The sequence below is a fragment of the Flavobacterium sp. UBA5153 genome, assembly GCA_002413745.1.
In the GTDB taxonomy this organism is placed as follows: Bacteria; Bacteroidota; Bacteroidia; order Flavobacteriales; family Flavobacteriaceae; genus Flavobacterium.
The window spans coordinates 65,207-89,604 of sequence record DHXP01000031.1 but is presented as its reverse complement, the minus strand read 5'-3'; the positions used below and the strand labels follow the sequence as shown (position 1 = coordinate 89,604).

Sequence of the window (24,398 nt, the reverse complement as noted above, 5' to 3'; positions counted from 1 at the left end):
GGGTTTAAAGTTTTGGAAATTGTTATTTGATTTTTGAATTATTAAAGTTTATTTTTACCGAAATATATTATTTTAAACTTTGAAAGATACCGCCAAACATCAAGGACTTCGCAATCAATTAGTAACTCTTTTGAAAGAAAAGGGAATAATTGACAAAAATGTATTGGAAGCTATCAAGAAAATTCCAAGACATCTTTTTTTGAATTCCAGTTTTGCCGATTATGCTTATCAGGATAAAGCTTTCCCAATAGGTGCCGGACAAACCATTTCACAACCTTATACGGTAGCTTTTCAGAGTCAATTATTGGAAGTAAAAAAAGACCATAAAATCCTCGAAATAGGAACCGGTTCGGGGTATCAAACCGCAGTTTTGTGTTTGATGGGAGCCAAGGTTTATAGTGTCGAAAGACAAAATGAACTGTTCAAGCAAACATCGGTTCTGTTACCAAAATTAGGCATCCGACCCAAACATCTTTCTTTTGGGGATGGTTATAAAGGCTTGCCCAATCACGCTCCTTTCGACAGTATCATCGTTACGGCTGGCGCGCCAATAATTCCGCAAGCCTTGATGGCACAACTAAAAATAGGAGGAAGGCTGGTCATTCCACTGGGCGAAGAAAAACAAATAATGACTTTGCTAATCAGGAAAAATGAAACACAATTTGAGAAACACGAGTTTGGAGATTTTAAATTCGTGCCTTTATTAGAAAATAAAAATTAATAAAAAATCCCGCTATTGCGGGATTTTTTATTGACCAATACTATCAAGATAGCGCTCTAAACTTTCTTTCTCGGTTTGAGCAACAAAAAGCATAAAATCTTCTTTGTTGTTTTTTGTTTGAGCGGTTTCGAGTGCATTGTAATACTGCATTCTATTATCGTGATCACCTTTTATATTGGCAATTACATAGCCATTTTGCAATAGAATAAGATTCATTACCAAACGGGAAGTTCTACCATTTCCATCAATAAATGGGTGGATATTTACTAAACGCTCGTGAAGTTCTGCTGCCAAGATTATTGGATGTAGATTATTCTTATTGGTTTCATACCAAAGGAAAAAATCTTCCATTTCCTTGGAAACCAAAAATGGTTGTGGCGGTGTATGTGAACTGCCCTTAATCATCACTTGCACACGACGGTATCTGCCCGCATCATCGGGCATAATGCCACGCAAAATCAAGTTGTGAATGGACAAAACTTCTCGCTCATTTAAGGCAGTGTTTTTCTCCATCAAATGCTTGATGTAAGCAATAGCTTCCTGATGATTGATGGCTTCAAGATGTTCCCGCATACTTTTTCCGGAAATTGTCAAACCTTCGTTGATGACCAAATCTGTTTCGCGAAGTGTAAGTGTGTTTCCTTCGATACGGTTGCTTTCAAAAGTGTATTCCAATTCTAAAGCTTGCTCAATTTTAGAATTATCAAATTTCCGAAATTGATCCAATTTTGACTTTAAGACATCTATTTCGTCAAGAATCGACTGCAAGTTTTTGGAAAGTGTTTTTTTGATGGTTGTACTACTATTTTCAACTTCTTCAAGAACTAAATTCATTGCTTTTATGGCAAATTCATCCTGACCTATTTCATAAAGGATTTTCTCTTTCAGCCAAGCAACCATAAGTGTTTCAAAGTCAATTCCCAACAAAGAAGCCAACTTGACGACTTGTTCTTTGGTTGGTTTTCTTGATCCGTTTTCGAATTTGCTAATTAAGGCTTGATCGATTCCCAAAAGATGAGCCACTTCTCGAGTTTTTAATCCTTTTTGCTCTCTTGCATTTTTGAGTTGTGTTTTCATTTTTACGAATGATCTTTAAAGTCTTGACTAATTTAGTCATAATTTTAAATAAAAAATAGTGTAACTATTTTAACTTCAATTAATGATTTAAAAGGACTTTTTTATTCTGTCAAGATCACGTTTTGTGTCTTGTTCTTTAAGCGATTCGCGTTTATCGTAGGTTTTTTTTCCTTTGCAAAGTCCAATTTCAAGTTTTGCCATACCTTTTTCATTGGTAAATAATTTCAAGGGAACAATGGTCAACCCTTTTGCCTGAACGCTTCTCAGCAACCCTTTTAATTCCCGTTTATTCAGTAAAAGCTTGCGTTCGCTTCTCGCTTTATGGTTGAATTGATTGCCAAAAGAATATTCTTCGATATAAGTATTAATTGCAAAGAGTTCATTACCACTGAATTCGCAAAAACTTTCGGTAATATTGGCTTTCCCTAAACGGATGGATTTTATTTCGGTTCCAGCCAAAACAATTCCTGCCGTAAATTTTTCGATAATTTCATAATCGAAACGGGCTCTTTTGTTAAGTATGTTTATTGTTTTTAGCATAGGATTGCAAATGTAGGAACAAAACAACGAAATGTCAATAGTTATTTAAAATTGCTTTAAATTTGCTGAATGGAAAAACCGAAATCAAAAGACCCACTTTATGGTAAAACACTTCAAATAATTTTGGAACAGCTTGTCGATTATTATGGCTTTGACACTTTGGGAGAATTGATAAAAATTAAATGCTTTACTGATAATCCAAGTATCAAATCGAGTTTGACTTTTTTGCGAAAAACGGATTGGGCAAGAAAAAAAGTCGAAGAATTGTATATAAACACTTCTACAAAGTTTTAATATTTCGATTTAATTTAAACGGTACGAAACCATAACACCGCCTCTATAAGGTAGCCATTCCCCACTTTTGTTGTAATGTTCAGCAGTTTCATAACGAGTATTTGTACCAATATAATAGCCTTTATAAAAACCTTGATGCGAGCCTCCTCCTAAAAAACAATCAATAAGAAATCGATCATTTATCTTTTTTTGGTATCCAATTGTTGCTCCGATAACATACCCAATTCCCTTTTGGTATACATTAGTATTCAAATAATTCCATTTTTGAAAATTAAAAATGGTTGCTCCTACATTTGCTCCTACATAAAAACCATTATATTTTTCGTGAAAATGATACCGATATTCCGGGACAAAAATATAAAATTGCATAGGTTTGCCTTTTAGGGATTTCCAAAAAGAAGCGGTAATGTCAAATTGAAATGTTGATTTTTTTCCAATGCTGGTTTCAATACCCACATTTGGGATTGTTAACAGCGTTGTTAACGCATTGACTTTTACGTAGGTTTGGCTTTGTGAGTGAATAGAAAATAAAAGAATAGTTAAAATAAGTAGTTTTTTCATGTGATAAATTTTCGAGTATTTTTCTATAAAGGAATTGGTTTCGGCGTCAAATATATAGATAATGAATAGATGAATTTGTTATTTTGTCATTAAATTACTATATAAAGTGAGAATTAAAATTAACGATTATTTAAAATTGAATAAATCACGGTATCCAAAAAGCGTCCTTCAAAATATTCATTTTCTTTTAAATGGGCTTCTTTAACAAAGCCATTTTTTTGCAAGACTTTGGCTGAAGCAAAATTTTCAGGATCAATAATGGCCTCAATTGAATGTAATTTCATTATTTCAAATCCATAATTCACAACATAATTTATTGCCTCTGTAATAATTCCTTTTCCGTGATATTTAGGAAGCAACATGTATCCAATTTCGGCACGATAATGTTCCGGTTTTATTCTGTAATGTCCAATGATTCCAATTAGTTTCGGACTGTTTTTTAAAGTAATTGCCCAATTTATTCCTTCGTTATTTTCTATTTTTTCGTCAATCATCGCAATATGTCCCAGAGCGTCTTCCTTGGTTTTTGCCAATGGTCTTGGAATGTATTTCATTGTTTGCTCGTTAGATCTAAGTGCAAAAATTTCGTTTACATCTTCCTTAACAACACGTCTTAATTGCAAACGTTCAGTTTCAACATTAGGGAAAGGAGTAAAGTCTATAGTTAACATTATTAGTTCTTATTTAAAAAATCGACAACTTTTTTATTTATTATTTCCGATTGATCAATACTTAAGAAATGCCCTGCATTTTTGATTACGGCTGTTTCTGTATTTGGAATTAATTCATGAGCTTTTTCGAGGATTTTTTCACTATTCATGATATCATGATCACCAACTAAAACCATTACGGGGATTTTCAATGACCTTAAATCCTTATCAGAAAAACGTGACATTTTTAATAATCGGGGTCTACTATTTCCATATTTATAGGCCAGATAAAGTTGTTCTTTAAAGAGACCGTTAATTTTATCTGGATAGTATGAAAATGAGTTAAAAAAAATGTTTAAATTTTTATGGCTTGGGTATACTTTGAGCAATAATCCAGATAAGACTTTGACAATGTTATTAATACCACCGAAGGTTTGGGCCGGACTCAGTAAAACCATTTTTTTTATTTTATTATCAGGCTGTAATGCTAAAAATGTAGCTATCCAGCCACCTCTCGATATTCCGACCAAATTAATGTTTTTCATGTGAAAATGCTCAAAAACCTCTTTATAAAAAAAACCAATTTCTTTATTGCTCAATTTAATGACACTCGACATCGACTTTCCGGCTTCTAAAGGAAAATCGATTGCATAAACTCTATATCCTTTGTCGAATTCTTTTATATTGGGAAACCACATGGTGGAACTCGCATCCGTACCAGAGAATAAAATTACAGACTCGCCGGTTTCTGGTCCACTCATGATGACATGTGCGGTACCGTAACTGGTTGTTACATCTGTTTCTTCAAACGGAACATCCCATAATTTCAGTGTTTGGTTATAAGATTTAATATATTTAGCTTTTTCTATTTTGGAAGGAAAAACATAATCTTCGGTTGTTTTATAACCGGAACAACCCGATGATAAAAATATAAAGAGTAACAGAAGAAGTAAATTGCGCATAGTTGGATTTTGAATGAAGAAAAGTTTATTTATGAACTTCAGTTATATTTAGTTCATCGTCCAAATGTAGAAAATAGTTTTCATTGGTTAGAAAATTTCAATGTTGAATTTTGCTTTAAAGCTTTTCCCTGAATTCAAAATTTGAATACCTTCTTTCTTGAAAAGATTTCCGAAATTTTCTTCTGTATCAGAATAACCCAACCAGGGTTCGATACAAATAAAAGGCGCATCTTTTTTTGTCCAAATCCCTAAATTGGAAAAATCCTTGAAATCAACTCGCAGTACTGGGTTCGAATTTTCCAAAATCGTCAATGATTTGGATTGTAATGATTTGAAAACTAAGGCATCATTCTCAAAAAGTTGATAATTCAGATGCAATATTTTATTCTTGACTTCGAGTTTTTTTGTTTTATACGAAATCAAATCATTTTCCAAAAGATGATATTCCAAAGATTCCTCGTTTTCGAATTCAAGTGAATAATTTTCAAAATTTCCTGGCAAAGCAAATGCGGGATGCGCTCCGATGGAAAATGGCATTTGTGATTTACTTTTATTGATAACTTTATACTCAATATTCAAACTGCGTTCATCCAACGTATAAATAATTTGCAATTCAAAATCGAATGGATACACTTTTCTCGTTTCCTCCGATGAGATTAATGAAAATGTGACGCTATTTTCAGATTTTTCGATCAATTTGAATTCCGTATCTCTTGCAAAACCGTGTCTAGACAAATGATATTCGGCGCCATTATAGTGATAGGAATTGTTTTTTAGCGTGCCTACAATAGGGAATAGAATAGGGGAGTGTTTGCCCCAAAAAGCAGGGTTTCCTTCCCAAATGTATTCTTTGTTTTTGCTGTTTTTTAATGAAAATAATTCGGCACCAAAATGATTTATTTGAGCCGTTAAATTGGAGTTTGATATTGTTGTAGTCAAAATTGTTGCTAGTTAGGTTATGATAGTCTTGAAGACGTAAATATATTTCATAAATTTAATTTGAAATAATAAAATGATGCTAATTGTATAATTGATAAATTTTTGTCAAAATTTTAAATTTATTTTCAGTCATATGTTTATTTTTCATTAATTTGCAATAGAAAATTTACAAAATGAAAAATAATTATTTCAAAGCCATACTTCAACTGGCTTTATTATTTGGGATTTCGACTATATGGTCACAACAAATTCCTGTTTCCACAGCAAATCAACAAATTTCTAAGTATGATTATTACGATGCTTTTGCTCCGTTTTTTTATACTAAAGATGGTACAACTACCCGTTCCGCAAGTGGTCAGCCCGGAGCTGAATATTGGCAAAACAGGGCTGATTATCAATTGTCTGCCAAATTAGATGTTGCAAACAATGAAATCACGGGAACCGATATTCTAACTTACACAAACAACAGTCCGGACAAAATGTCTTTTCTTTGGATGTTATTAGACCAAAATTTATTCAAATCTGATTCTCGCGGCAATGCCGTTATTCCTATTAACGGAAGCAGAAATGGTGCCCAAGGGCAAATTTTTGATGGAGGGGATAAAATAAAATCCGTGAAAATTATCACAACCAGCAAAGGAAAAACTAAAGAAACCAATGCCAAATTTGTAATCAGCGATACAAGGATGCAGGTTTTTCTTCCTCAAGAGTTGAAATCTAAAGGAGGAATCGTTAAAATTAAAATTGAATATTCTTTCATTTCTCCAAATGAAGGTTCAGATAGAATGGGCGTTTTGGAAACAAAAAACGGTAAAATTTTCACCATTGCGCAGTGGTATCCAAGAATGTGCGTGTATGACGACATAAGAGGTTGGAACACAAATCCATATTTGGGTGCCTCGGAGTTTTTCCTTGAATACGGTAACTTCGATGTAAATATTACCGTTCCTTCAAACCAAATTGTGGTTTGTTCAGGAGAATTAGCAAACTCACCCGAAGTGCTTACCGCCGAGCAACAAAAGCGTTTTGTTAACGCTTCGCAAAGTGATAAAACAGTCGTAATTCGTTCTGGCGAAGAAGTTACGGCTACAGCCAATGCAATATCTAAATCCAATAAAACATGGCATTTTAAAATTAAAAACGCCCGTGATGTTTCTTGGGCATCGTCTGCTGCATTTATTTTGGACGCTGCAAGGATTAATTTGCCAAGCGGGAAAAAATCAATGGCGATTTCTGCTTATCCAATAGAAAGTGCAGGCAATGACGCTTGGAGTCGTTCAACAGAATATACTAAAACTTCAATTGAAAATTATTCGAAAAGATGGTTCGAATATTCTTATCCAGCAGCGACGAATGTTGCAGGAAATGAAGGTGGAATGGAATATCCCGGGATTGTTTTTTGTGGTTGGGAATCAAAAGGAGAAGATTTATGGGGAGTTACTGATCATGAGTTTGGTCACAACTGGTTTCCGATGGTGGTGGGTTCTAACGAACGTTTATATGGATGGATGGACGAAGGATTCAATACTTTTATCAATACGTTAAGTTCCGTTGATTTTAACAAAGGAGAATACAAAGACAAGCCTTTAGACTTGCATAAGGATGCAAAAAAATATACTGACCCAAATTTAGAAACGATCATGAGTTCTCCGGATAATATGAAAGAAGCCAATATTGGTACTTTATGTTATTCAAAACCAAGTGCTGGTCTAGTGATGTTGCGCGAACAGATTTTGGGCCCCGAACGTTTTGATTTGGCATTTCGTACTTATGTAGAGCGTTGGGCATACAAACATCCTACACCAGATGATTTTTTTAGAACTATCGAAAATGTTTCGGGTGAGGATTTAAGTTGGTTCTGGCGAGGATGGTTTGTGAATAATTGGAAATTGGATCAAGGTGTAAATTCTATAAAATATGTAGAAAATGATCCTAAATTAGGGGTTTACATTACAATTGGAAACTTCGAAAAAATGGCGATGCCGGTAATTTTGGATATTAAAACAAAAAGCGGAAAAGTTACCCGTGTCAAATTACCCGTGGAAATTTGGCAAAAAAACAAGGAATGGGCATTTAAACAAAATACTACCGAAGAAATTGAAAGTATTACTATAGATCCGGATCACGTATTTCCGGACAGTAATGAAAGTAACAATAGTTGGACTTCAGCCACGGGAATCGTTGAAAAAGACATAAACTTGGATGGTTATTTAGGCACTTTCTCCAATAGAAATGCTCCAATAAAAATTGTTTTTTCGAAAAAGAGAGGAATCGTCAATGTTGAAATAACAGATTATCCAAAGTTTACCGTAGAACTTATTGCAAAAGATACTTTTGAATCTAAAGAAGCTGGACTCAAATTCGAATTTAATGAAAGTAAAAATGGCTTCGATATGATAATTTTATCTAATGGTCAAAAAATTCCATTCAAAAAAGACTAGCAATTTTTAAGCGAGTTTATAAAAAAAGCACCAACATTTTGCAAAATGTTGGTGCTTTTTTAATTTAGGTAAAAAATAAAATTATTCGGGAATTTGTTGACTTAAACAGTGTAAAGTGCCAAAACCCCAAATCAAATCTATAGCACTAATCCCAATAATTTCTCTGTTAGGAAAACAGCCAGCAAGTATGTTTAAAGCGATTCTATCATTTGCATCGTTGAAAGTAGGAACCAAGACGCAATTATTCAAAATCAGGAAATTGGCATAACTGGCAGGCAAACGAAGTTCGTCAAAATCCAATCTTTTTGGCATTGGCAAAACAACGATTTTTGGAGATTTTCCGTTTTCTAGTTTTGCACTTTGCAAACGTTTTAAGTTGTCTTGCAAAGGTTTATAATTGCTATCCTTTGAATCATTTTCAACAATCGTAACAATAGTATCCTCGTTCACAAATCGGCATAAATCATCAATATGTCCGTGGGTGTCATCTCCTTCGATTCCATCGCCAAGCCAAATAACATTGGTAATTCCTAAATATTCTTTGAAAACAGTTTCATAATCCGCTTTGGTAAAATTGGGGTTCCGAACCTGAATATCGGGATGCAGTAAACATTCTTCGGAAGTGAGTAAAGTACCTTTTCCATTGGTGTCGATGGCTCCACCTTCCACGATTACTGGTTTTCCGTTGTGCAAAATCTGGGTTAATGGAATGTCTAAAAATTTGGCGACTTTAGAAGGAACAAATTTATCCAGTTGAAAATTCTTATATTTTGCCCAACCATTAAAATTAAAATTTAAGGCTTCTCTTTCGTCTCCGTTTTTCACTACAATAGGACCCGAATCACGCATCCAACTTCTATTTGTCTTATGAATGATAAAAGATATGTTGGTCATTTGTACATAAGCAGTTTCAAGCATTTCAACCACTTTTTCTTTTTGATTTTCATTGGCAACAATCAAAATAACTTGCTCGAAAGTAGCGACTTTTTTTATAAATTCGACAAAAGCCCATTGAACTGCTTCGTATTTCCCAGGCCAATCTTTGCCATTATGCGGAAAACAAAGTAAAATACCTTGTTGTTTTTCCCATTCTGCCGGGAATCTTCTGGTGGTTGCACTCATAATTAATCGATTGCTCTTTTTGTAATATCGCCAAAAGCATCAATTCTTCTATCTCTAAAAAACGGCCAATTTTGGCGTACATTTTCTTGTAAGTCTAAATCAACTTCGGCCATAATAATTTCCTCTTTATCGTGTGAGGCTTGCGCCAAAATTTCGCCTTGTGGGCCGGCAATAAATGAGGAGCCCCAAAACTGGATTCCAGCCGTGTCAGGTAAATATTGTTCCAAGCCGATTCTGTTAGCCGCAGCAACATAAACTCCATTAGCAACAGCGTGACCTTTCATCACGTTCATCCAAGCGCCGTGTTGGTTCTCGCCATATTGCTCTTTTTCTAATGGGTGCCAACCAATTGCCGTTGGGTAAAATAAGACTTCGGCACCTTGTAAAGCGGTCAATCTTGCCGCTTCGGGAAACCATTGATCCCAGCAAATGAGCGTTCCAATTTTTCCTTTATTGGTTGGAAAGGCTTTGAAGCCAATGTCTCCAGGCGTGAAATAGAATTTCTCGTAAAAATGAGGATCGTCCGGAATGTGCATTTTGCGATACAATCCCGCTTCGGAACCATCGGTATCGATAATATAAGCACTATTATGGTAAATTCCCGCCATTCTTTTTTCGAAAAATGGAACTATAATTACCACTCTCAATTCTTTTGCCAAAGCACTAAAAGCGGTAAACGAAGTGCTGTACAAAGGTTCTGCCAAGGCAAAATTATCGACATCTTCATTTTGACAAAAATAGTGGCTGCTGTATAGTTCAGGCAACGAAATGACTTCGGCACCTTGATTGGCGGCATCACGAACCCAGTTTAAACATTTTTTCAGGTTGTTTTCGGCAACGTCATTCAAATTCAATTGGATAACCGCTATTTTGTATTTTTTATTTGGCATAAGGGCAAAATTTAGAATGCAAAAATAGTGATTTTATAAGGAGTAGGAAATATTGTAAATAGAAATAATTTGTATTTGTATACTGTCTAATTATTTAGAATTAAAATTTTAAAACAGGTTGGAATAATTTTACAAGTAGTATCAATTATAATCGATAATGAAAAAATTATTTTATTTTTAGGGTTTTAAAACATTACTGGTTGGAGCCCATTTTTGTTGCCATTTGGTATATTTATCTAATACTTCTTGTGGTGCATAAGTGTACCAGCCATAACCGCTGCGTCGTTCTCGGCTAATCTCGGCAAATGAATATAGGTATTTACTATTTCGGTCGCAAAACAATGGTCTTTCTGTACCTAATTCATAATAGCGAGTCCAAATAGGAGGTGCGGTAGAATCAATCACTACTCTTCGATCATTGCTAACTGTTTTATATTTTGAATCAAATTGAGGTGCATCAAAAGTTTCTATTCTTGTATTATATATTTTGGAGTCTGAAAACCATTTTACGGCGCCTTGTATTGATTTGATTATTTTTTCATTTGGATTATCGATATTCATCAAAAATAAAACTATTTCAGAACTTTCTCCATTGCAGATACTTGGCGGTTCAAATTTTCTGGCCCAAGCTGGAGATAAATTTTTTTCATCGTATTGTTGGCACCAAGCGGTAAGTTTTCCTTGATCAATAATTTGAGTTTTTAAGATACAATCTATTCCTTTTTGATAAGACGAAGCTACTTTAGTTTTTGTTTTAGTATCTACAAATGCAAAATTCGGGTCGTTGTTAATTACTTTTTCTAACATATCCATAATACCCATATAAGCCCCGTCATTGAAGGTAATGTGGCGGCTGTACCCTTTTTCTAATGGATAGTATTGTGGCCAACCCCCATTAGAAAATTGAGCTTTGAGTATAAAATTTATCCCTTTTAAGCAAGCCTCTTTGTATTTTTCGGTTTTAGTTTGGGTATAAACTTGTGCTAAATAATAGATGTGTGTATAAGTGGTAGCATTATCAAAAGTGGTATGCAAAATGGACTTTGTTTTAACTACATTTTTTATTTGCTCAGGGGTTAAAATAGCACTCATATCATAATTTTTTGGCCATCCACCATTATCGCGTTGAAAATACAAGATGTTATCGGCAATTTTTGTGTATTCAGATTCAGGGTATTTTGGCTGATTGGGAACTGGATTTACAATATTAGTTTCGTCACTAATGTAATACCAATGATTAACTCCATCAGCAAATGGTTTTGTGCTAATTATCGTTTTATCGTTCTTGTTGGATTGGGCAATTGAAAAAACGAATGAAAATGACGTTAGAATTATACTAAGAAATAGTGTACTGCTTTTGGGTTGTTTTTTGAACATTTTCATTGTTTAAATTATTTTTTAACCCGTTGAGTGTAATCATTAAAATTTATTACTCCCAACGGGTTTATAGATTAATTTTTTTGGTTACAATTTTACTGCTCCTTTAGGAACAGTTTCCCCAATGGTTGTTTTTTTGGAATAATCCGATGTTGGTGATGAAACTAATTCAATATTCTCGCAAGCCGCTCCATTAATTGTAACTGCTTTAGGTGAAGTTGAATTAAATTCAATGTTGTTGAAAGACATGTTTTTACCGTTATAGATGTCAAATACATTACTGTCTTTTATGTCCAATTTAATATTGCTAAGTTTGATTCCATTGGCATCAATGATTGAAAATCCTTTATCTGCTTTTCCAATTAAGTTTGAGATTTCAATATTTTGAAGATTCATTTCAGGCAAACCTTGTAAAAATACGGCTTGATAAGCTCCCGAAATAGTAATGTTTTTTATGGAAATGTTTTTGAACTGTGGGGTTTCCTCGTTTACGGGAACCATTTTTGTGCTAATTTGATTCCCTCCTTCGGCCAAAGTTTCTGCAATGGATTTTCCTCCATAATAGAGGTCGAAAGAAATAGCTTGTGAAGGAATATCGGTCATAAAAATATCCGAAATAAAGATGTTTTCGACAATACCTCCACGTCCACGGTTGCTTTTAAAACGCAATCCAACATCAGTTCCCATAAAAGTACAATTAGATACATGCAGATTCTTAACGCCTCCAGACATTTCGCTACCCACTGTTACACCTCCATGGCCATGATAAACGATGTTGTTTCTAACAATAATGTTTTCGCAAGGAATACCTCTATCTCGACCATCTTTGTCTTTTCCTGATTTAATACAAATGGCATCATCACCCACATCAAAACTAGAATTTTCAACAAGAACATTTTTGCAGGATTCTACATCAAGACCGTCGCCGTTTTGAGAAAACCAAGGATTGCGAACGGTTACATTACGAACAATTAAATCTTCTATCATTAATGGATGAATACACCAAGCAGGAGAATTTTGAAATACGGGGCCATCAAGAAGTACTCTTTTACTATTTTGAATACTTACCATTACTGGGCGAAGAAAATCACGAATTGCTTCAAAGTCTTCTTTGGTTTTTAAATCAAGACGAATATTTTGGTCTGCATTTTTAGAAGCATTTAAATACTGCTGTGAAGGGTACCAACTGTCTTTTTTATCATTGAGCACTCCGCCCGAAGCAATAAGTTTTTTCCATTGACTTTCTGTTAGTTTGCTCTTTTTAACTAGTCTCCAAACCTCTCCAGAACCGTCCCAAACACCATTTCCGGTAATTGCCACATTTTCAATATTTTTACCGTAAATAGGAGAGATGCAACGCCAAGTATTTAATCCTTCAAAACTTGTTTCGATAATTGGATATAAATCTTTGTTAGTAGAGAATTTTATTAATGCTCCAGTTTCTGCATGTAATTCGATATTACTTTTCAAAATAATTGGACCCGTAAGCCAAATTCCAGGAGGAATAATCACTTTTCCACCCCCTTTTTTTGACACAGCATCAATTGCATCGGCAAAAGCCTTGGTGTTTAAAACATATCCTCCACTTGTTGCCCCAAAATCTTTTATGTTTACCATATTGTTCGGAATGGATGGTTCTTTGACTTTTACCATTTTGAATTCAATGTTTTTATAAGTTTCATTGGACTCTGATTTATTGGCGACAATATTTTTTGAACAGCTAGTCATTAGAACTGCGAAAGCAATAAATAGTACGTTAATTGATTTAAATTTCATCTCTTTGCTATATTTTTAAATCTAGAATAATTGCGTTTTACATATATTGCCTTTATTATTTGGGTTTGAAATAGAAAAAAGTAATCTATTTAAATCTGAAAAATAATAATGCAATCGATTACACAAATGTATTTAAAAAATAAACATTTGCAAATTAATTACAATTAAAAATATATAGAATACAATTTTGGGCTATAATACAGTAATTTTCGTAGCGTCCTGTCGATGAAGGTTTACTTTTTGAATTTTTATTCTTATACTATTTAAGGTTTTTATTCCTATCTTAATTAGTCTTGATTTGTTATCTTAATTTCGGGGGACAGAATAGTCTTTAATAATTTAGATTATAATTTTACCTTTTTGAAGGAGCTAATTTTAAGTATGAATAAAGGTACATATTAAAATAACCTCGATAGGTAATAGTATGTCTATTTTTTTAAAGATTGAAGCGCTTTTATTGGTCACAGAGATAGTTAAAACTATGCACTTTAGTGCATCTACCTTTCAGGTTCTAAAAACATTTACCGCAAATTCGCAAATTATTTTTTTTACTTTTATGGGTTCACTTAAATTTGCGAATTTGCGGTTTAATTTTTTTATGTTTTTCAGCCGTGCAGACTTTTAGTCTGCTAAACCGAAACTATGGACTTTAAGTCCATAGTGGTTTATTTTTAAAAATGGTTTAGAACACTAGATTTTTGACCTTAAATGTGTCTCTAATTTCAATGGAGATATTGAGTCAAAATAGTTGGTGCCTTTTTGGTTTAGGAATGAATTGTATCTTATAAAGGATATTTTATTCTTTTTTTCGAAGATAAATTATATAAAAAACCGAGATTATCATTGCAAGAATTGCTTGAATCAAAATGGTGGTTTGCACTCCTATATAATGGGAAACGCTACCCACCAGTAAACTGCCAATGGGCACCGTAGCAGTTAATATCATTAAATAAATACTAATCACACGACCCCGAAATTCATTATGAACATTGACCTGAACAATAGTGTTTGTAATCGTCCATACAGACATCATTCCGAAAGAGCCAAATAGTAAAAACAATAACGCCAGCGGATAAAAATTTGTTTGTGAAAATAATAGTAGTCCAATGCCAAACAAAAAGGTGTTTTTAGCTAAAACTTGAGTTAAATTAGTTCCTTGTTTTAAAGAGGCCAAAAACAATGCACCCAGAAAAGCTCCCAAACCAATAACACCATCAACAACGCCTAATGTTGAGGCAGAACCTCTGAAAATATCTTTTGCAAAAACGGGTGTCAACGTGGAAAAGGGCAAAACTAACAAGCCCATCAGCCCCGTGAAAAAGATGGCGGAACTGATTGCTGGAGTATTTTTTATAAATAAAAAAGCTTCTGCAAATTCTTTTTTAAGATTTTTGTCGGCTTTTGGTTTTATTTCTTGTTTGGGTAATTGCATCAAAAATAAGGATATTAAAACGGCAATAAAACTGACGGCATTACTGCCAAAACAAATGGCATCGCCAAATCGTTCCAAAACAAAACCTGCAATGGCGGGGCCAATTAGTTTTGACAAGTTAACCATCGATGAATTTAACGCTAACGCATTAGGCAAATCGGTTTTGTCAACAATGAGTTCCCGTACCAGAGATTGACGGGCAGGAATGTCAAAACCATTGATTATTCCCAACATTGCACTCAATGAAATAATCCACCAAACTATATTTTCTTTAAAAAATACAACGGCTAATGTCATTAAAATAGCTTGAAATAAAGATACAATTTGTGTGATTAATAATATTTTATAGCGGTCATATCGGTCAGCCACAATGCCACCATACAACGAAAATAATGCAGTTGGGAAAAGGGTGGCAAAAACCGAAACACCCAACATAAACTTGGATTGCGTTAAGGAATAGACTAACCAACTTACAGCTGTTTTTTGCATCCAAGTTCCTAACAAGGAAATGAATTGTCCCGAAAAAAACAATCTGAAATTTTTGTTTTTAAAAGAATTGAAAGTGGTAAGATTCATTGACTGCTTGGCTCTTTGTACGATTCGTGTAAAGTAAAGTGAGATGAAAACCGTTTTCTACTTATCGGGATTGTAACCAACAGAAAAATATTTTTCTATTAGTGAGAGCAAAGTTATATAAATAAAAGTTGTTGACACTACTAAAACCACGTTAACGGTATTACTTTTTAGCGGTCAATAAAAATACGGAATAAGTGCCAGTTGGTTTTGTCACTGTACTTGCATCTTGGATTTTTATGTCTTTAAATCCAGCACTTTTGGCACTTTTTACAAATTCATCTCTGTCAAATCCACAATGAAACACTCCTGTATCTTCGGTGTGAAACGAACCATCCTCTGTGTCAAGATCTGCTATTGCAATTGTCCCGTTATCCTTTAGCAGCGAATGGAACTTCTTAAACAAGGCTAATGTATCTTTTATGTGATGGATTGTCATAGAAGAAATAATAGCGTCAAATTTTCTGTCCAGCGTTGCTGTAGTTAAATCCATCTGCACTATTTGAAGTTGGCAGTCTATTGCATTCCTTTTTGATTGTAGCACTTCAATCATTGATGAAGAAATGTCTACTGCTGTAATTTCGCCCACATAAGGTGCAATTTCAGACAATAACAATCCCGTTCCAGAACCGAAGTCCATAATGCCCATTTCTTTTGAAAAGGCTACTTCCCTTAAAATGGTTTGTGCAATTGTACTCACATTTTGTGTTCTGGATTCTTCATTATCGTAGTCTTTTGCTTTTTCTGCAAAAAAATCTTTCGTTTTCATATTTACTTTTAGTTTGTTTGTAGTGACTTGTCAATGCTAAGTTAAGATGGGAATACTTTTTGTAAAAGTAAAAAAATATCTTGCAAAAATTAATTTGTTATTTATGATTTTTTCCGAAGTTGTTTTGGGCACGGATTACTTCGTCGTCCTGAAAGCTTTCGGGACGCTTCGCTCGTGAGTAAATCTGGACTTTAGGGTTTTTATACTATTCAAACCATTTGATCCTTGGTTATAAAATGGGAATTAAATCTAAAGGATGGCTTAATAAATATTTTGCTCCATTTGAAATCAATTCTTCTTTTGGTCGATATCCCCATAATACACCCACTGCAAAAATATTGGCATTCGTTGCCGTTTGCATATCAATACCGGAATCTCCCACGAAAATTATTTCTTCGGCTTTTAATCCTAAGCTTTTACTTATTTCCACGGCTTCAAATGGATTGGGTTTTTTTAGTGATTCAGTAGTCAAACCAACTATAGGATCAAAATAGTTAGGAAATAGAGCAGCTGTAATTTCCTTGGTAAGCTCATCCGCTTTATTGGAGAATACACTTAGTTTCATATTGCGTGAAATTAAGTGGTCCAATAATTCGAAAATCCCATCATAGGGTTTTGTTTTATGCGTACAAGTATCACGATATACTTCAATCATCAAATGGAAACAATTATCAATTTGTTTTTCATCATTATGGGTGGAAGGTAACGATTTGCTTACCAAATTTCTAAGACCACTTCCAATGAAATATTGATAGGCTTCATAACTATGAGTTGGGTAGCTGAGGCCTTGAAGGACACTATTCATAGCATCTGCAATGTCTTCAAGTGAATTAACAAGTGTTCCGTCTAAATCAAAAATTACTCCTTTAAATTTCATTTATTATTTTTTAAATTAATCGAAAGGTTACACTTTTCGATTATCATTTTGGCATAATGCCCAAAGGTATGAATATTGTTTTTTCTTGTTCTTGTCTTTTATAAATTATATTTATTTGCCTTAGCTCTGGCTGGAAGTCTCCCGACTTCGTAGCTACAACACAATGCAACTAAAACAGTTCAGAAATCAGAGTTAATAAAGTTGGAATGGTATTTAGTGATGGGCACGAAGTCGGGAGACTTCGCCAGCCTGGGGCGTATATCCCGAATTCGAGCCAATAATTCGTCAAAATAATTGCCTCCGCCAGCTTGTTTGAGCAAATCGTCGTTCATCGCGAATCCTTTTACGATATATTCTTTCAATCGCTGTGTTGCCCAAATACGAAATTGCGTACCACGATGTGATTTTACTCGATAACCAACAGAAATAATGACATCGAGATTATAATATCGTACCGTTTTTTCTTGTGTCTTTCCTACAATAGCACCGTGTTGAGTGGTGTGTCGGAATTCCCGACACACCAAGTTTTCGATTAATTCACCTTCTTTGAACACATTTTGAATATGCTCTGCAATTGTAGATCTACCTTTGTCAAAGAGGATTGCTATTTGGGATTGGGCTAACCAAACGCTTTCGTCCAGAAGACGGGTTTCTATTTTCGTAACGCCGTCTTCAGTTTGATATATCAGAATGTTAGATTGATTTTCGAGCATATAAAAATTATTGAAATGTAAAAATACAAAAAATACTCAAATTTGGGTTTGAGGATTTAGGGTTTGATTTTATCACTCCGAAGGCGGGAGACTTCGCCAACTGGTGAGCGGGTTGTCAAATTAATCGTCCTCATTCTCATCGTCTTCATCATCCTCAAAATCAAAAAAATCATCAGGATTAAAAGGAATGTCTTCATCGGGGTCTTTATCGTGCGCATTTACTCCTGGAGGATTGAACAATCCCCAATCGTCTTTAATATAATTCCACACATCAAAACCAGCAACCCAGTCAATGAATAAAAGTCGGAATTCATCAATTTCTTTTCTCAATAAAAGGATGTAGTCTTTGTCCAAGATATCTTCTTCAAAGCGCAAACTACCTGCTTGAACATATAGTTCTCTTGCTGCTTTCCGAATAATGGTTGCGTTTTCCATTTTTAAATCGTACAATTCGACTGCTTGAGCTCCCGCAATTTTAGCCGGTATTATCATCGCATTTTCCAACATAAATCGGACCGTTGTTTCTTGAAGAAATTCATTGTCAACGGGAACAATTTCGACTAATCCTTGTGTGATTTTAAAAATTTGTTCTGCTTTTTGATACAATGGCAATTGATGTAATTCGTCTCGTTTTGACATACGTTTTATTTTAAATCCTATTGAAAAGGGCACGGATTGCAAATCCGCTATCGGGTGCTCGCGCCAACTTTGGCATGATATCCCATAGCTGTCTTAAAGAGTGGACAGCTATGGGTCATAGTTTGTTTTAAAATCATGCATAGCCATTTAACAGCATGGCTGATTTGAATTCAATAGGTAAAAATAGTAAACTATTTATTTTTTTTCTGAGGATTCAGGTACGGGAACGGTCAATTTCATTCCGCATTTTGGACATTTAGCGTTTAAATTACCCTGTACTTCGGGATGCATCGGACAAGAATAAGTTTTAGAATTCTCGTGCATCATTTTTGTATCATTATTCATCATTGTAGAGTCATTGTGCATCATTGTGGAATTGTTATCCATCATGTGCGAGTTATTTGTTGTTGCTTTTTTATTTTTTTGGTTACAAGAAACCAATAGGAGCGCCACTATTATGGCAGAAAAAATTCTATTTTTCATTTTTTACAATTTCATTTTGTTACATTTTGCAGGCATCCGCACATTTTTTGCAGGCATCCGCACATTTTTTACAACATTCCATATCGTGTTTATTGCATTCGATGGCACATTCTTCACAACATTTTACGCATAAAGTACAAAGTGCATCAGCGAATTTTGAGTCTCTGGCACATAAACGTGCGCAAAGTGCACATATATCGGCACAATCACGGCAAAGTTTGACGCATTCCTCGTGTCCCTGCATTGTTAAACAATCTGTTGCACATTTTTCGCATTCTACCATACAGGCCAAACACGCTTCGATACTTACATTAACATTTTTCATTGTATTACTTTATTAATTGCATATTAATTTATGCCCAGTAAAATTACAGGAAACTGAGGTTTTGATAGTTACATTATTGTTTCTTTAGTTTGCAAAATTCCCACTAAAAATTATTAAAACAGCATGATGCTTGTCCTTGGTCGTTCGCCTGTGTTTTCGAAGGGAGTTTAAGGTTGGCTGGATCGGAATTAAAAACTCCCAAGTTTTGAGTCTCCGGAATTGTTTGTTGATATCGATGGCGAGCTCAATGAAATCATCAGCAGGCGAGGGGAAACCCGCGCACAAGCTTTAGGGAATTTGGAGCATTCTAAAACCTGGATTTTATTTGAAGACAACCAATCCAAGAAAATGGTGGAAACCACGGTTTGGGCAGTAACCGACGAAAGCGTGATTCTAAAACGAGGCGTTGGAATCCCGATAAACAGAATATTTATGACATTTTAGGTTTTTCAAAATATAACAAAAACACCAGCTGAAAGGCTGGTGTTTTTGTTAGTTAAAAAAATTGACGTTAAGATCTAAAAAGATAAGGTTTTATAGTTTTTTAACTTCAAATGTTATCGACATTCCAATATCTTCAAAAATAAAAAAGGGTTTTCCTTTTTTTTTGAAAACCTTAAACCTCATTAATAAAATATAGAATAAGAACTATGATAAAAAGTAATTAGCGTTTTGAATACAACCAATTCTAACAATTTTCATATGATAATATAGTTTTTGAGACTTTTTATCCCCTATAAGTGGTATATCATAAATAAAAATCAAATAATCTGAGTTGATATAATGCCTAATTGAAAAAAACATATACTTTTATCATCAAAATTAACGAATTATATTACATGAGGAAGATTTTTTTTCTTGCACATCTGTTTTTTTTAATAATTGCTACTTCGATTTATGGATATAGTAATACAGATAAAAGTAATCCGACCAAAAAAATAACCACTAAAAATGAAAATTATAAAACCTTAGTTTTACCGCTCAACGTTGACTTTAATTTTAATAATGATAACACTTGTTCTAGAACTCCAATAACATTTACTCCAAATGTGAGTGGAGATGCTCCTTTTACTTATCAATGGGATTTTGGAGACGGAAATAATTCTAATAACAGTAATCCAACACATACCTTTACTGCACTTGGGTGTGGTTTTCAAAATTTTAACGTAAAACTAACTGTCAAGGATACCAATGGAGGAATCAATTCTATAACAAAAGTTATTTCTGTACAACAAAAACCAGATTTGAAATTTGTAAACTTAAATGCGCCTGTTGGCTCAAGTGCCCCTTTTGAAAAATGTGGGGACAATAATTCGGATATTAAATACACTATTAATGTTGGCAATAATTCTAGTTCAGCATCCTGCATCACATCGTATAATGTAGAATGGGGTGATGGTAGTGTAGATACTAATATTTCTTTTCCTAAAATGCATACCTATACAAAATTAGGCTCTTTTAATATGGTTATTACCGGAATCGGTGGTAGTAGTTGCAATAATTCTATTACCTATGTAGTTAAGAACTCCAATAACCCAATTGGCGCTCTTATAGCTCCAGGTAACACTACCAATTTATGTACACCTGTTGCTCCTATGGATTTTGCTATAGGATCGTGGGCACTCAATCCATCCGATGCAAAATATCAGGTTAATTATGGTGATGGCACGGTTGCAAACTACACCCAAGCACAATTAGAAAGCTCTCCCTACTATAACTTCACAAATCCGCAAGCATCTCAAAATTTCCCCATACCGCATACTTTTACAAGATTCAACTGTCCAGGTGGCAATACCGTTAATTTAACAATAACTACGTCCTGCGGGAGTACTTACCTTACAGCTGGCCCAATTATCATTTTAGATGTGCCGACAGTAAATTTTAACGTAAATAGTATTGTATGTGCCAATACCTCTGTTTATTTCAATAATACAACCATTGCTGGATATACTAACGATTGTAGCACATTTAATGTCTATACTTGGGATTTTGGAGATGGAAGTGCACCTTCTAGAGACGTTAACCCTAGTCATGTGTATTCATTACCAGGCACGTATAAAATTACATTATCTGCTAAAACACCTTGTGGAATAGGTACTTCGGTTATTAAGTCAATCTGTGTTGAACCTATATTGCAGCCTAACTTTACCTTTAGTAATGCGTGTGCCTCAACAGATTTACAAATCACAAATACCACTGACACGAGTTTAAGTTGTGGAGTTGAAAGTTACTATTGGGAAGTCATCAGTTATTATGAAGGTTTTTGCGGAAAAAAACCAGCACAATGGAGTTTTGCAAATAGTACTGGTTCCTATTCCAAAAATCCTGTTTTTAATTTTATAACACCCGGAACATACTATCTTAGATTAACAACGAGAAATTCATGTGGGATAGACCGGTCTATTACAAAAACAATAGATGTAAAGAAACAACCTGTTACTACTTTAAGTCCCATTTCGGATTTTTGTAATTCTGCAACAATCAACCCCATAGGAACAGTGGTAGAAAGTTGTTCTCCAAGCTCAGAACTCACTTATCTTTGGACCTTCACGGGAGGCACCCCTTCAACATCTACATCACTAAACCCTGGGTCAATAAACTATTCTACCAGTGGAAATTATCAAGCTATTTTTAGTGTGACCAATAGTTGTGGAACTACTATAAAGACAGCAAATTTTACAGTCGATTTAGTTCTTTCACCTATCATAAAGCCAAAGTCATTAAAAATTTGTAGTGGTGATACTTTTCAAGTTAGTCCTGTTACTAATGGAACAGATAATGTGCCATCTGGAACTACTTATGTATGGTCAACTCCAAAGGTTAACCCTTCGGGTGCAGTGAGTGGAGCAACTGCACAATCTTCCCCTAGAACAAATATTAGTCAAACATTAACGAACAACACTGCCAATCCCGCAACAGTAACCTATACAGTGTCGCCAATATCTGTAAGTTGTCCAGGTCCAAACTTTACAATTACGGTAACGGTTGACCCATTAATAAAAGTTGCGATTAATCAAATAAATGGCACATGTTTTGGGTCGAATGACGCCTCAATTGACATAACTGTAACCGGCGGAACCCCTTTTACGACAGGTAAACCCAACAACATTTTATGGACTGGCCCCAATGGATTTACCAGTACAGATGAAGATATTCCTAATTTAAAACCGGGAACTTATTTTTTAAGTATTAACGATAATGGTAATTGTCCTTTTACAAAGAGCTATACTGTTAGCGAACCCAGTCTATTCCAATTTTCAGGGGCTAAAAATGACATAACGTGTTTTGGTTTAAATGACGGAAGAATTAACATAACAACTTCAGGAGGAACACTGCCCTATACTTACGTTTGGACAAAAGACGGAAACCCTTATGCTTCAACAGAAGACCTTTCTAATTTAAAACCTGGGGTTTATGAAGTGACCATTACGGAAGTCAACAAGTGTAATACGCTTACGGATACTTACACGATTATAGAGCCTCCTTTATTAGAAGTGAACTTAGTAAGTCAAGTGGATATTCTATGTTACGGATATTCTACTGGAGAAATTAACGTGAACACCATTGGCGGTAGAGCAACCGAAACTTTACCCGGAGTTTATAATTACAACTATAGTTGGACAGGACCAAACGGATTTAGAAGCAATCTTCAAAATTTAAGAAATATAGCCGCAGGAACCTATAATTTAACGGTTACCGACAATTCGGGTTGTACCGATAAATTAGAAGTTGTACTGCACCAAAACAATGAAATAAAATTGGAATACACAAAAACAGAAATAGCTTGTTATAACGATGCAAACGCTTCCATTACCATTAACAATATTACTGGAGGAATTCCTTTTACAACTGGCGAACCTTACATTATAAAATGGAGCAATTTGGGTACCGGGCTTGTACAAAATAATTTATCTGCCGGAACATATATAATCACCATTACCGATTCTTTAGGTTGCGTAAAACAATTTACTATTATCATAGATAATGCTCCAATTTTTACTATAAACCCAGATGTCAAACAAATCTCATGCTTTGGCGAAAGAGATGCTCATATCCGATTAAACCTTGTGGGAGGTAAAGCCCCTGTCACTTTGATTTGGGATGATGATCCAAAGGCAGGGATAGAAAGAAATAATTTAGGTCCTGGAAAATATACCGTAACTATTAAGGATGCCAAATTATGTGAAATAAAAGAGACTTTCATCATTATAGAACCCTTGCCATTAGAGTTGCGAGCAGACGTTTCAAACCCTTTAGATTGTGTCGATGCTAATACCGGAGCTATTAATTTAGTAGCAACTGGTGGTATTCCGCCATTAACATACTCTTGGTCTAATGGTGCCACAACCGAAGATTTAAAAAACCTTCCACCTGATAATTATACCGTTACTGTAACTGATGCGAATGGTTGTAAAAAATCAGAAACATGGAAAATTACCAGATTTGAGCAACTTACCCCTACTATTGAAGTCATAACGGATTTTAACTGCGATACTAAATATGTTCATCAAACATTTGTTGGTCATGTCAAAGGGGGTATTCCGCCGTACCAATTAAGCTGGTCTGATGGGGTTGTTAGTGGCACCAATAATGAAATTATGAATACAGAAAATAATGGCTTAATTATATTTAGTGTTACTGATAGCTTTGGTTGTACTGCTGAATTTCCTTATAATGTTAATACACCTGTTTTAGGTAAAGCCAACTTCACCACAAGTTCTTATGGTAATAACGTATATGGTCTATATTCTATTTACGACCCAGTTTTATTTACAAATTTAGCCACAGGAGATTTTACAAATATTTCTTGGGATTTTGGTGATGGCAATTTTTCGGATGAGGAAAATCCAGAACACATTTATACTAGAGAAGGCACTTACATTATAAAGCAAACGGTTACTTATCCTTTTGGATGTCAATACACTTTTACGACCTCTTTAAAAGTTGAAAAAGGATATAGCCTGATAATGCCAAATGCTTTTACACCAAATAACGATGGAATAAACGACTCGTTTGCACCTGAATTCTTAGGTTTAATAGAAATGACTTTAGACATCTATGACACATGGGGAAGCTTAATACATAGTGAAACGGGGGTAACCATAAGTGGATGGAATGGAAAAATTAAAGATTTAGCAGCCGAAAACGGTAATTATCATTTTAAACTTACCGCCAAAACATTTTATAATCATACCATAATTGAAAATGGCGCCTTCACATTAATTAAATAAAAGCAG

The 24,398-nt window shown here is 34.5% G+C and carries 22 protein-coding genes; 5 read left to right on the top strand and 17 right to left on the bottom strand.

Annotated elements, in window-relative coordinates; translation table 11 throughout:
* Nucleotides 1-79 precede the first annotated feature (79 nt).
* A complete protein-coding gene (locus tag B2145_RS06630; RefSeq protein WP_291099949.1) occupies nucleotides 80-721 on the top strand; it encodes a protein-L-isoaspartate(D-aspartate) O-methyltransferase in 642 nt (213 codons plus the stop codon).
* A 27-nt stretch (nucleotides 722-748) separates the two neighbouring features.
* Here the strand turns inward: B2145_RS06630 and B2145_RS06625 are convergent, their stop codons facing one another.
* Both B2145_RS06625 and smpB read right to left on the bottom strand, forming a co-directional pair.
* Entirely contained in the window at nucleotides 749-1,798 is a 1,050-nt protein-coding gene (locus B2145_RS06625; RefSeq protein ID WP_291099946.1) for a Fic family protein, read from the bottom strand.
* A gap of 87 nt (nucleotides 1,799-1,885) precedes the next feature.
* On the bottom strand, nucleotides 1,886-2,338 hold the full coding sequence (smpB, locus tag B2145_RS06620; RefSeq protein WP_291099943.1) for an SsrA-binding protein SmpB: 453 nt from the start codon (nucleotides 2,336-2,338) through the stop codon (nucleotides 1,886-1,888).
* Nucleotides 2,339-2,407: 69 nt separating this feature from the next.
* Between smpB and B2145_RS06615 the strand changes: the two genes are divergently transcribed.
* Complete coding sequence (locus B2145_RS06615) at nucleotides 2,408-2,632, top strand: VF530 family protein (protein WP_291099940.1); 225 nt, start codon at nucleotides 2,408-2,410, stop codon at nucleotides 2,630-2,632.
* 9 nt (nucleotides 2,633-2,641) lie between these two features.
* Here the strand turns inward: B2145_RS06615 and B2145_RS06610 are convergent, their stop codons facing one another.
* From B2145_RS06610 to B2145_RS06595, 4 genes are all read right to left on the bottom strand, one after another.
* On the bottom strand, nucleotides 2,642-3,193 hold the full coding sequence (locus B2145_RS06610) for a DUF3575 domain-containing protein (protein WP_291099937.1): 552 nt from the start codon (nucleotides 3,191-3,193) through the stop codon (nucleotides 2,642-2,644).
* 119 nt (nucleotides 3,194-3,312) lie between these two features.
* The gene (locus B2145_RS06605) at nucleotides 3,313-3,864 is read right to left on the bottom strand and encodes a GNAT family N-acetyltransferase (protein WP_291099934.1); all 552 of its coding nucleotides are present in this window, start codon (nucleotides 3,862-3,864) and stop codon (nucleotides 3,313-3,315) included.
* 2 nt (nucleotides 3,865-3,866) lie between these two features.
* The gene (locus B2145_RS06600; protein ID WP_291099931.1) at nucleotides 3,867-4,805 is read right to left on the bottom strand and encodes an alpha/beta fold hydrolase; all 939 of its coding nucleotides are present in this window, start codon (nucleotides 4,803-4,805) and stop codon (nucleotides 3,867-3,869) included.
* Nucleotides 4,806-4,892: 87 nt separating this feature from the next.
* Nucleotides 4,893-5,744, bottom strand: a complete 852-nt coding sequence (locus tag B2145_RS06595; RefSeq protein ID WP_291099928.1) for an aldose 1-epimerase family protein — start codon at nucleotides 5,742-5,744, stop codon at nucleotides 4,893-4,895.
* A 173-nt stretch (nucleotides 5,745-5,917) separates the two neighbouring features.
* Here B2145_RS06595 and B2145_RS06590 point away from each other — a divergent pair, with 173 nt between their 5' ends.
* Nucleotides 5,918-8,185, top strand: a complete 2,268-nt coding sequence (locus B2145_RS06590; protein WP_291099925.1) for a M1 family metallopeptidase — start codon at nucleotides 5,918-5,920, stop codon at nucleotides 8,183-8,185.
* 81 nt (nucleotides 8,186-8,266) lie between these two features.
* On the opposite strand, the gene B2145_RS06585 is transcribed toward B2145_RS06590, so the two are convergent.
* The 11 genes from B2145_RS06585 to B2145_RS06535 form a co-directional block, all read right to left on the bottom strand.
* Entirely contained in the window at nucleotides 8,267-9,307 is a 1,041-nt protein-coding gene (locus B2145_RS06585; RefSeq protein WP_291099922.1) for an agmatine deiminase family protein, read from the bottom strand.
* A gap of 2 nt (nucleotides 9,308-9,309) precedes the next feature.
* Nucleotides 9,310-10,197: a carbon-nitrogen hydrolase gene (locus tag B2145_RS06580; protein ID WP_291099920.1), complete on the bottom strand. Its 888-nt coding sequence runs from the start codon at nucleotides 10,195-10,197 to the stop codon at nucleotides 9,310-9,312.
* Between the two features lie 177 nt (nucleotides 10,198-10,374).
* Nucleotides 10,375-11,580, bottom strand: a complete 1,206-nt coding sequence (pelA, locus tag B2145_RS06575; RefSeq protein WP_291099917.1) for a pectate lyase — start codon at nucleotides 11,578-11,580, stop codon at nucleotides 10,375-10,377.
* Between the two features lie 81 nt (nucleotides 11,581-11,661).
* Entirely contained in the window at nucleotides 11,662-13,350 is a 1,689-nt protein-coding gene (locus B2145_RS06570; protein ID WP_291099914.1) for a glycoside hydrolase family 28 protein, read from the bottom strand.
* 796 nt (nucleotides 13,351-14,146) lie between these two features.
* Nucleotides 14,147-15,358 (bottom strand): MFS transporter, encoded by a 1,212-nt coding sequence (locus B2145_RS06565; RefSeq protein ID WP_291099911.1) that lies wholly within the window; start codon nucleotides 15,356-15,358, stop codon nucleotides 14,147-14,149.
* Nucleotides 15,359-15,518: 160 nt separating this feature from the next.
* Nucleotides 15,519-16,124 (bottom strand): class I SAM-dependent methyltransferase, encoded by a 606-nt coding sequence (locus B2145_RS06560; protein ID WP_291099908.1) that lies wholly within the window; start codon nucleotides 16,122-16,124, stop codon nucleotides 15,519-15,521.
* 229 nt (nucleotides 16,125-16,353) lie between these two features.
* Complete coding sequence (locus tag B2145_RS06555; protein ID WP_291099905.1) at nucleotides 16,354-17,001, bottom strand: HAD family hydrolase; 648 nt, start codon at nucleotides 16,999-17,001, stop codon at nucleotides 16,354-16,356.
* A gap of 179 nt (nucleotides 17,002-17,180) precedes the next feature.
* The gene (locus B2145_RS06550; RefSeq protein WP_349677741.1) at nucleotides 17,181-17,714 is read right to left on the bottom strand and encodes a virulence RhuM family protein; all 534 of its coding nucleotides are present in this window, start codon (nucleotides 17,712-17,714) and stop codon (nucleotides 17,181-17,183) included.
* A gap of 120 nt (nucleotides 17,715-17,834) precedes the next feature.
* Nucleotides 17,835-18,353 carry a hypothetical protein gene (locus tag B2145_RS06545; RefSeq protein ID WP_291099902.1) on the bottom strand — a complete coding sequence of 173 codons (519 nt, stop codon included), beginning with the start codon at nucleotides 18,351-18,353 and terminating at the stop codon, nucleotides 17,835-17,837.
* 195 nt (nucleotides 18,354-18,548) lie between these two features.
* Nucleotides 18,549-18,836 carry a heavy metal-binding domain-containing protein gene (locus B2145_RS06540; protein ID WP_291099899.1) on the bottom strand — a complete coding sequence of 96 codons (288 nt, stop codon included), beginning with the start codon at nucleotides 18,834-18,836 and terminating at the stop codon, nucleotides 18,549-18,551.
* Between the two features lie 19 nt (nucleotides 18,837-18,855).
* The gene (locus B2145_RS06535) at nucleotides 18,856-19,161 is read right to left on the bottom strand and encodes a four-helix bundle copper-binding protein (protein ID WP_291099897.1); all 306 of its coding nucleotides are present in this window, start codon (nucleotides 19,159-19,161) and stop codon (nucleotides 18,856-18,858) included.
* Nucleotides 19,162-19,380: 219 nt separating this feature from the next.
* Here B2145_RS06535 and B2145_RS06530 point away from each other — a divergent pair, with 219 nt between their 5' ends.
* Together B2145_RS06530 and B2145_RS06525 are read left to right on the top strand one after the other, a co-directional pair.
* Nucleotides 19,381-19,605 carry a hypothetical protein gene (locus tag B2145_RS06530; protein ID WP_291099895.1) on the top strand — a complete coding sequence of 75 codons (225 nt, stop codon included), beginning with the start codon at nucleotides 19,381-19,383 and terminating at the stop codon, nucleotides 19,603-19,605.
* Nucleotides 19,606-20,000: 395 nt separating this feature from the next.
* Entirely contained in the window at nucleotides 20,001-24,392 is a 4,392-nt protein-coding gene (locus B2145_RS06525) for a PKD domain-containing protein (RefSeq protein ID WP_291099893.1), read from the top strand.
* Nucleotides 24,393-24,398 lie beyond the last annotated feature (6 nt).

Coding starts and splice junctions, on each gene's coding strand:
- B2145_RS06535 (WP_291099897.1), bottom strand. CDS start 19,161: ATGAAAAATGTTAATGTAAGTATCGAAGCGTGTTTGGCCTGTATGGTA.
- B2145_RS06610 (WP_291099937.1), bottom strand. CDS start 3,193: ATGAAAAAACTACTTATTTTAACTATTCTTTTATTTTCTATTCACTCA.
- B2145_RS06565 (WP_291099911.1), bottom strand. CDS start 15,358: ATGAATCTTACCACTTTCAATTCTTTTAAAAACAAAAATTTCAGATTG.
- B2145_RS06580 (WP_291099920.1), bottom strand. CDS start 10,197: ATGCCAAATAAAAAATACAAAATAGCGGTTATCCAATTGAATTTGAAT.
- pelA (WP_291099917.1), bottom strand. CDS start 11,580: ATGAAAATGTTCAAAAAACAACCCAAAAGCAGTACACTATTTCTTAGT.
- B2145_RS06585 (WP_291099922.1), bottom strand. CDS start 9,307: ATGAGTGCAACCACCAGAAGATTCCCGGCAGAATGGGAAAAACAACAA.
- B2145_RS06550 (WP_349677741.1), bottom strand. CDS start 17,714: ATGCTCGAAAATCAATCTAACATTCTGATATATCAAACTGAAGACGGC.
- B2145_RS06555 (WP_291099905.1), bottom strand. CDS start 17,001: ATGAAATTTAAAGGAGTAATTTTTGATTTAGACGGAACACTTGTTAAT.
- B2145_RS06560 (WP_291099908.1), bottom strand. CDS start 16,124: ATGAAAACGAAAGATTTTTTTGCAGAAAAAGCAAAAGACTACGATAAT.
- B2145_RS06570 (WP_291099914.1), bottom strand. CDS start 13,350: ATGAAATTTAAATCAATTAACGTACTATTTATTGCTTTCGCAGTTCTA.
- B2145_RS06545 (WP_291099902.1), bottom strand. CDS start 18,353: ATGTCAAAACGAGACGAATTACATCAATTGCCATTGTATCAAAAAGCA.
- B2145_RS06605 (WP_291099934.1), bottom strand. CDS start 3,864: ATGTTAACTATAGACTTTACTCCTTTCCCTAATGTTGAAACTGAACGT.
- B2145_RS06540 (WP_291099899.1), bottom strand. CDS start 18,836: ATGAAAAATAGAATTTTTTCTGCCATAATAGTGGCGCTCCTATTGGTT.
- B2145_RS06525 (WP_291099893.1), top strand. CDS start 20,001: ATGAGGAAGATTTTTTTTCTTGCACATCTGTTTTTTTTAATAATTGCT.
- B2145_RS06615 (WP_291099940.1), top strand. CDS start 2,408: ATGGAAAAACCGAAATCAAAAGACCCACTTTATGGTAAAACACTTCAA.
- B2145_RS06600 (WP_291099931.1), bottom strand. CDS start 4,805: ATGCGCAATTTACTTCTTCTGTTACTCTTTATATTTTTATCATCGGGT.
- smpB (WP_291099943.1), bottom strand. CDS start 2,338: ATGCTAAAAACAATAAACATACTTAACAAAAGAGCCCGTTTCGATTAT.
- B2145_RS06625 (WP_291099946.1), bottom strand. CDS start 1,798: ATGAAAACACAACTCAAAAATGCAAGAGAGCAAAAAGGATTAAAAACT.
- B2145_RS06590 (WP_291099925.1), top strand. CDS start 5,918: ATGAAAAATAATTATTTCAAAGCCATACTTCAACTGGCTTTATTATTT.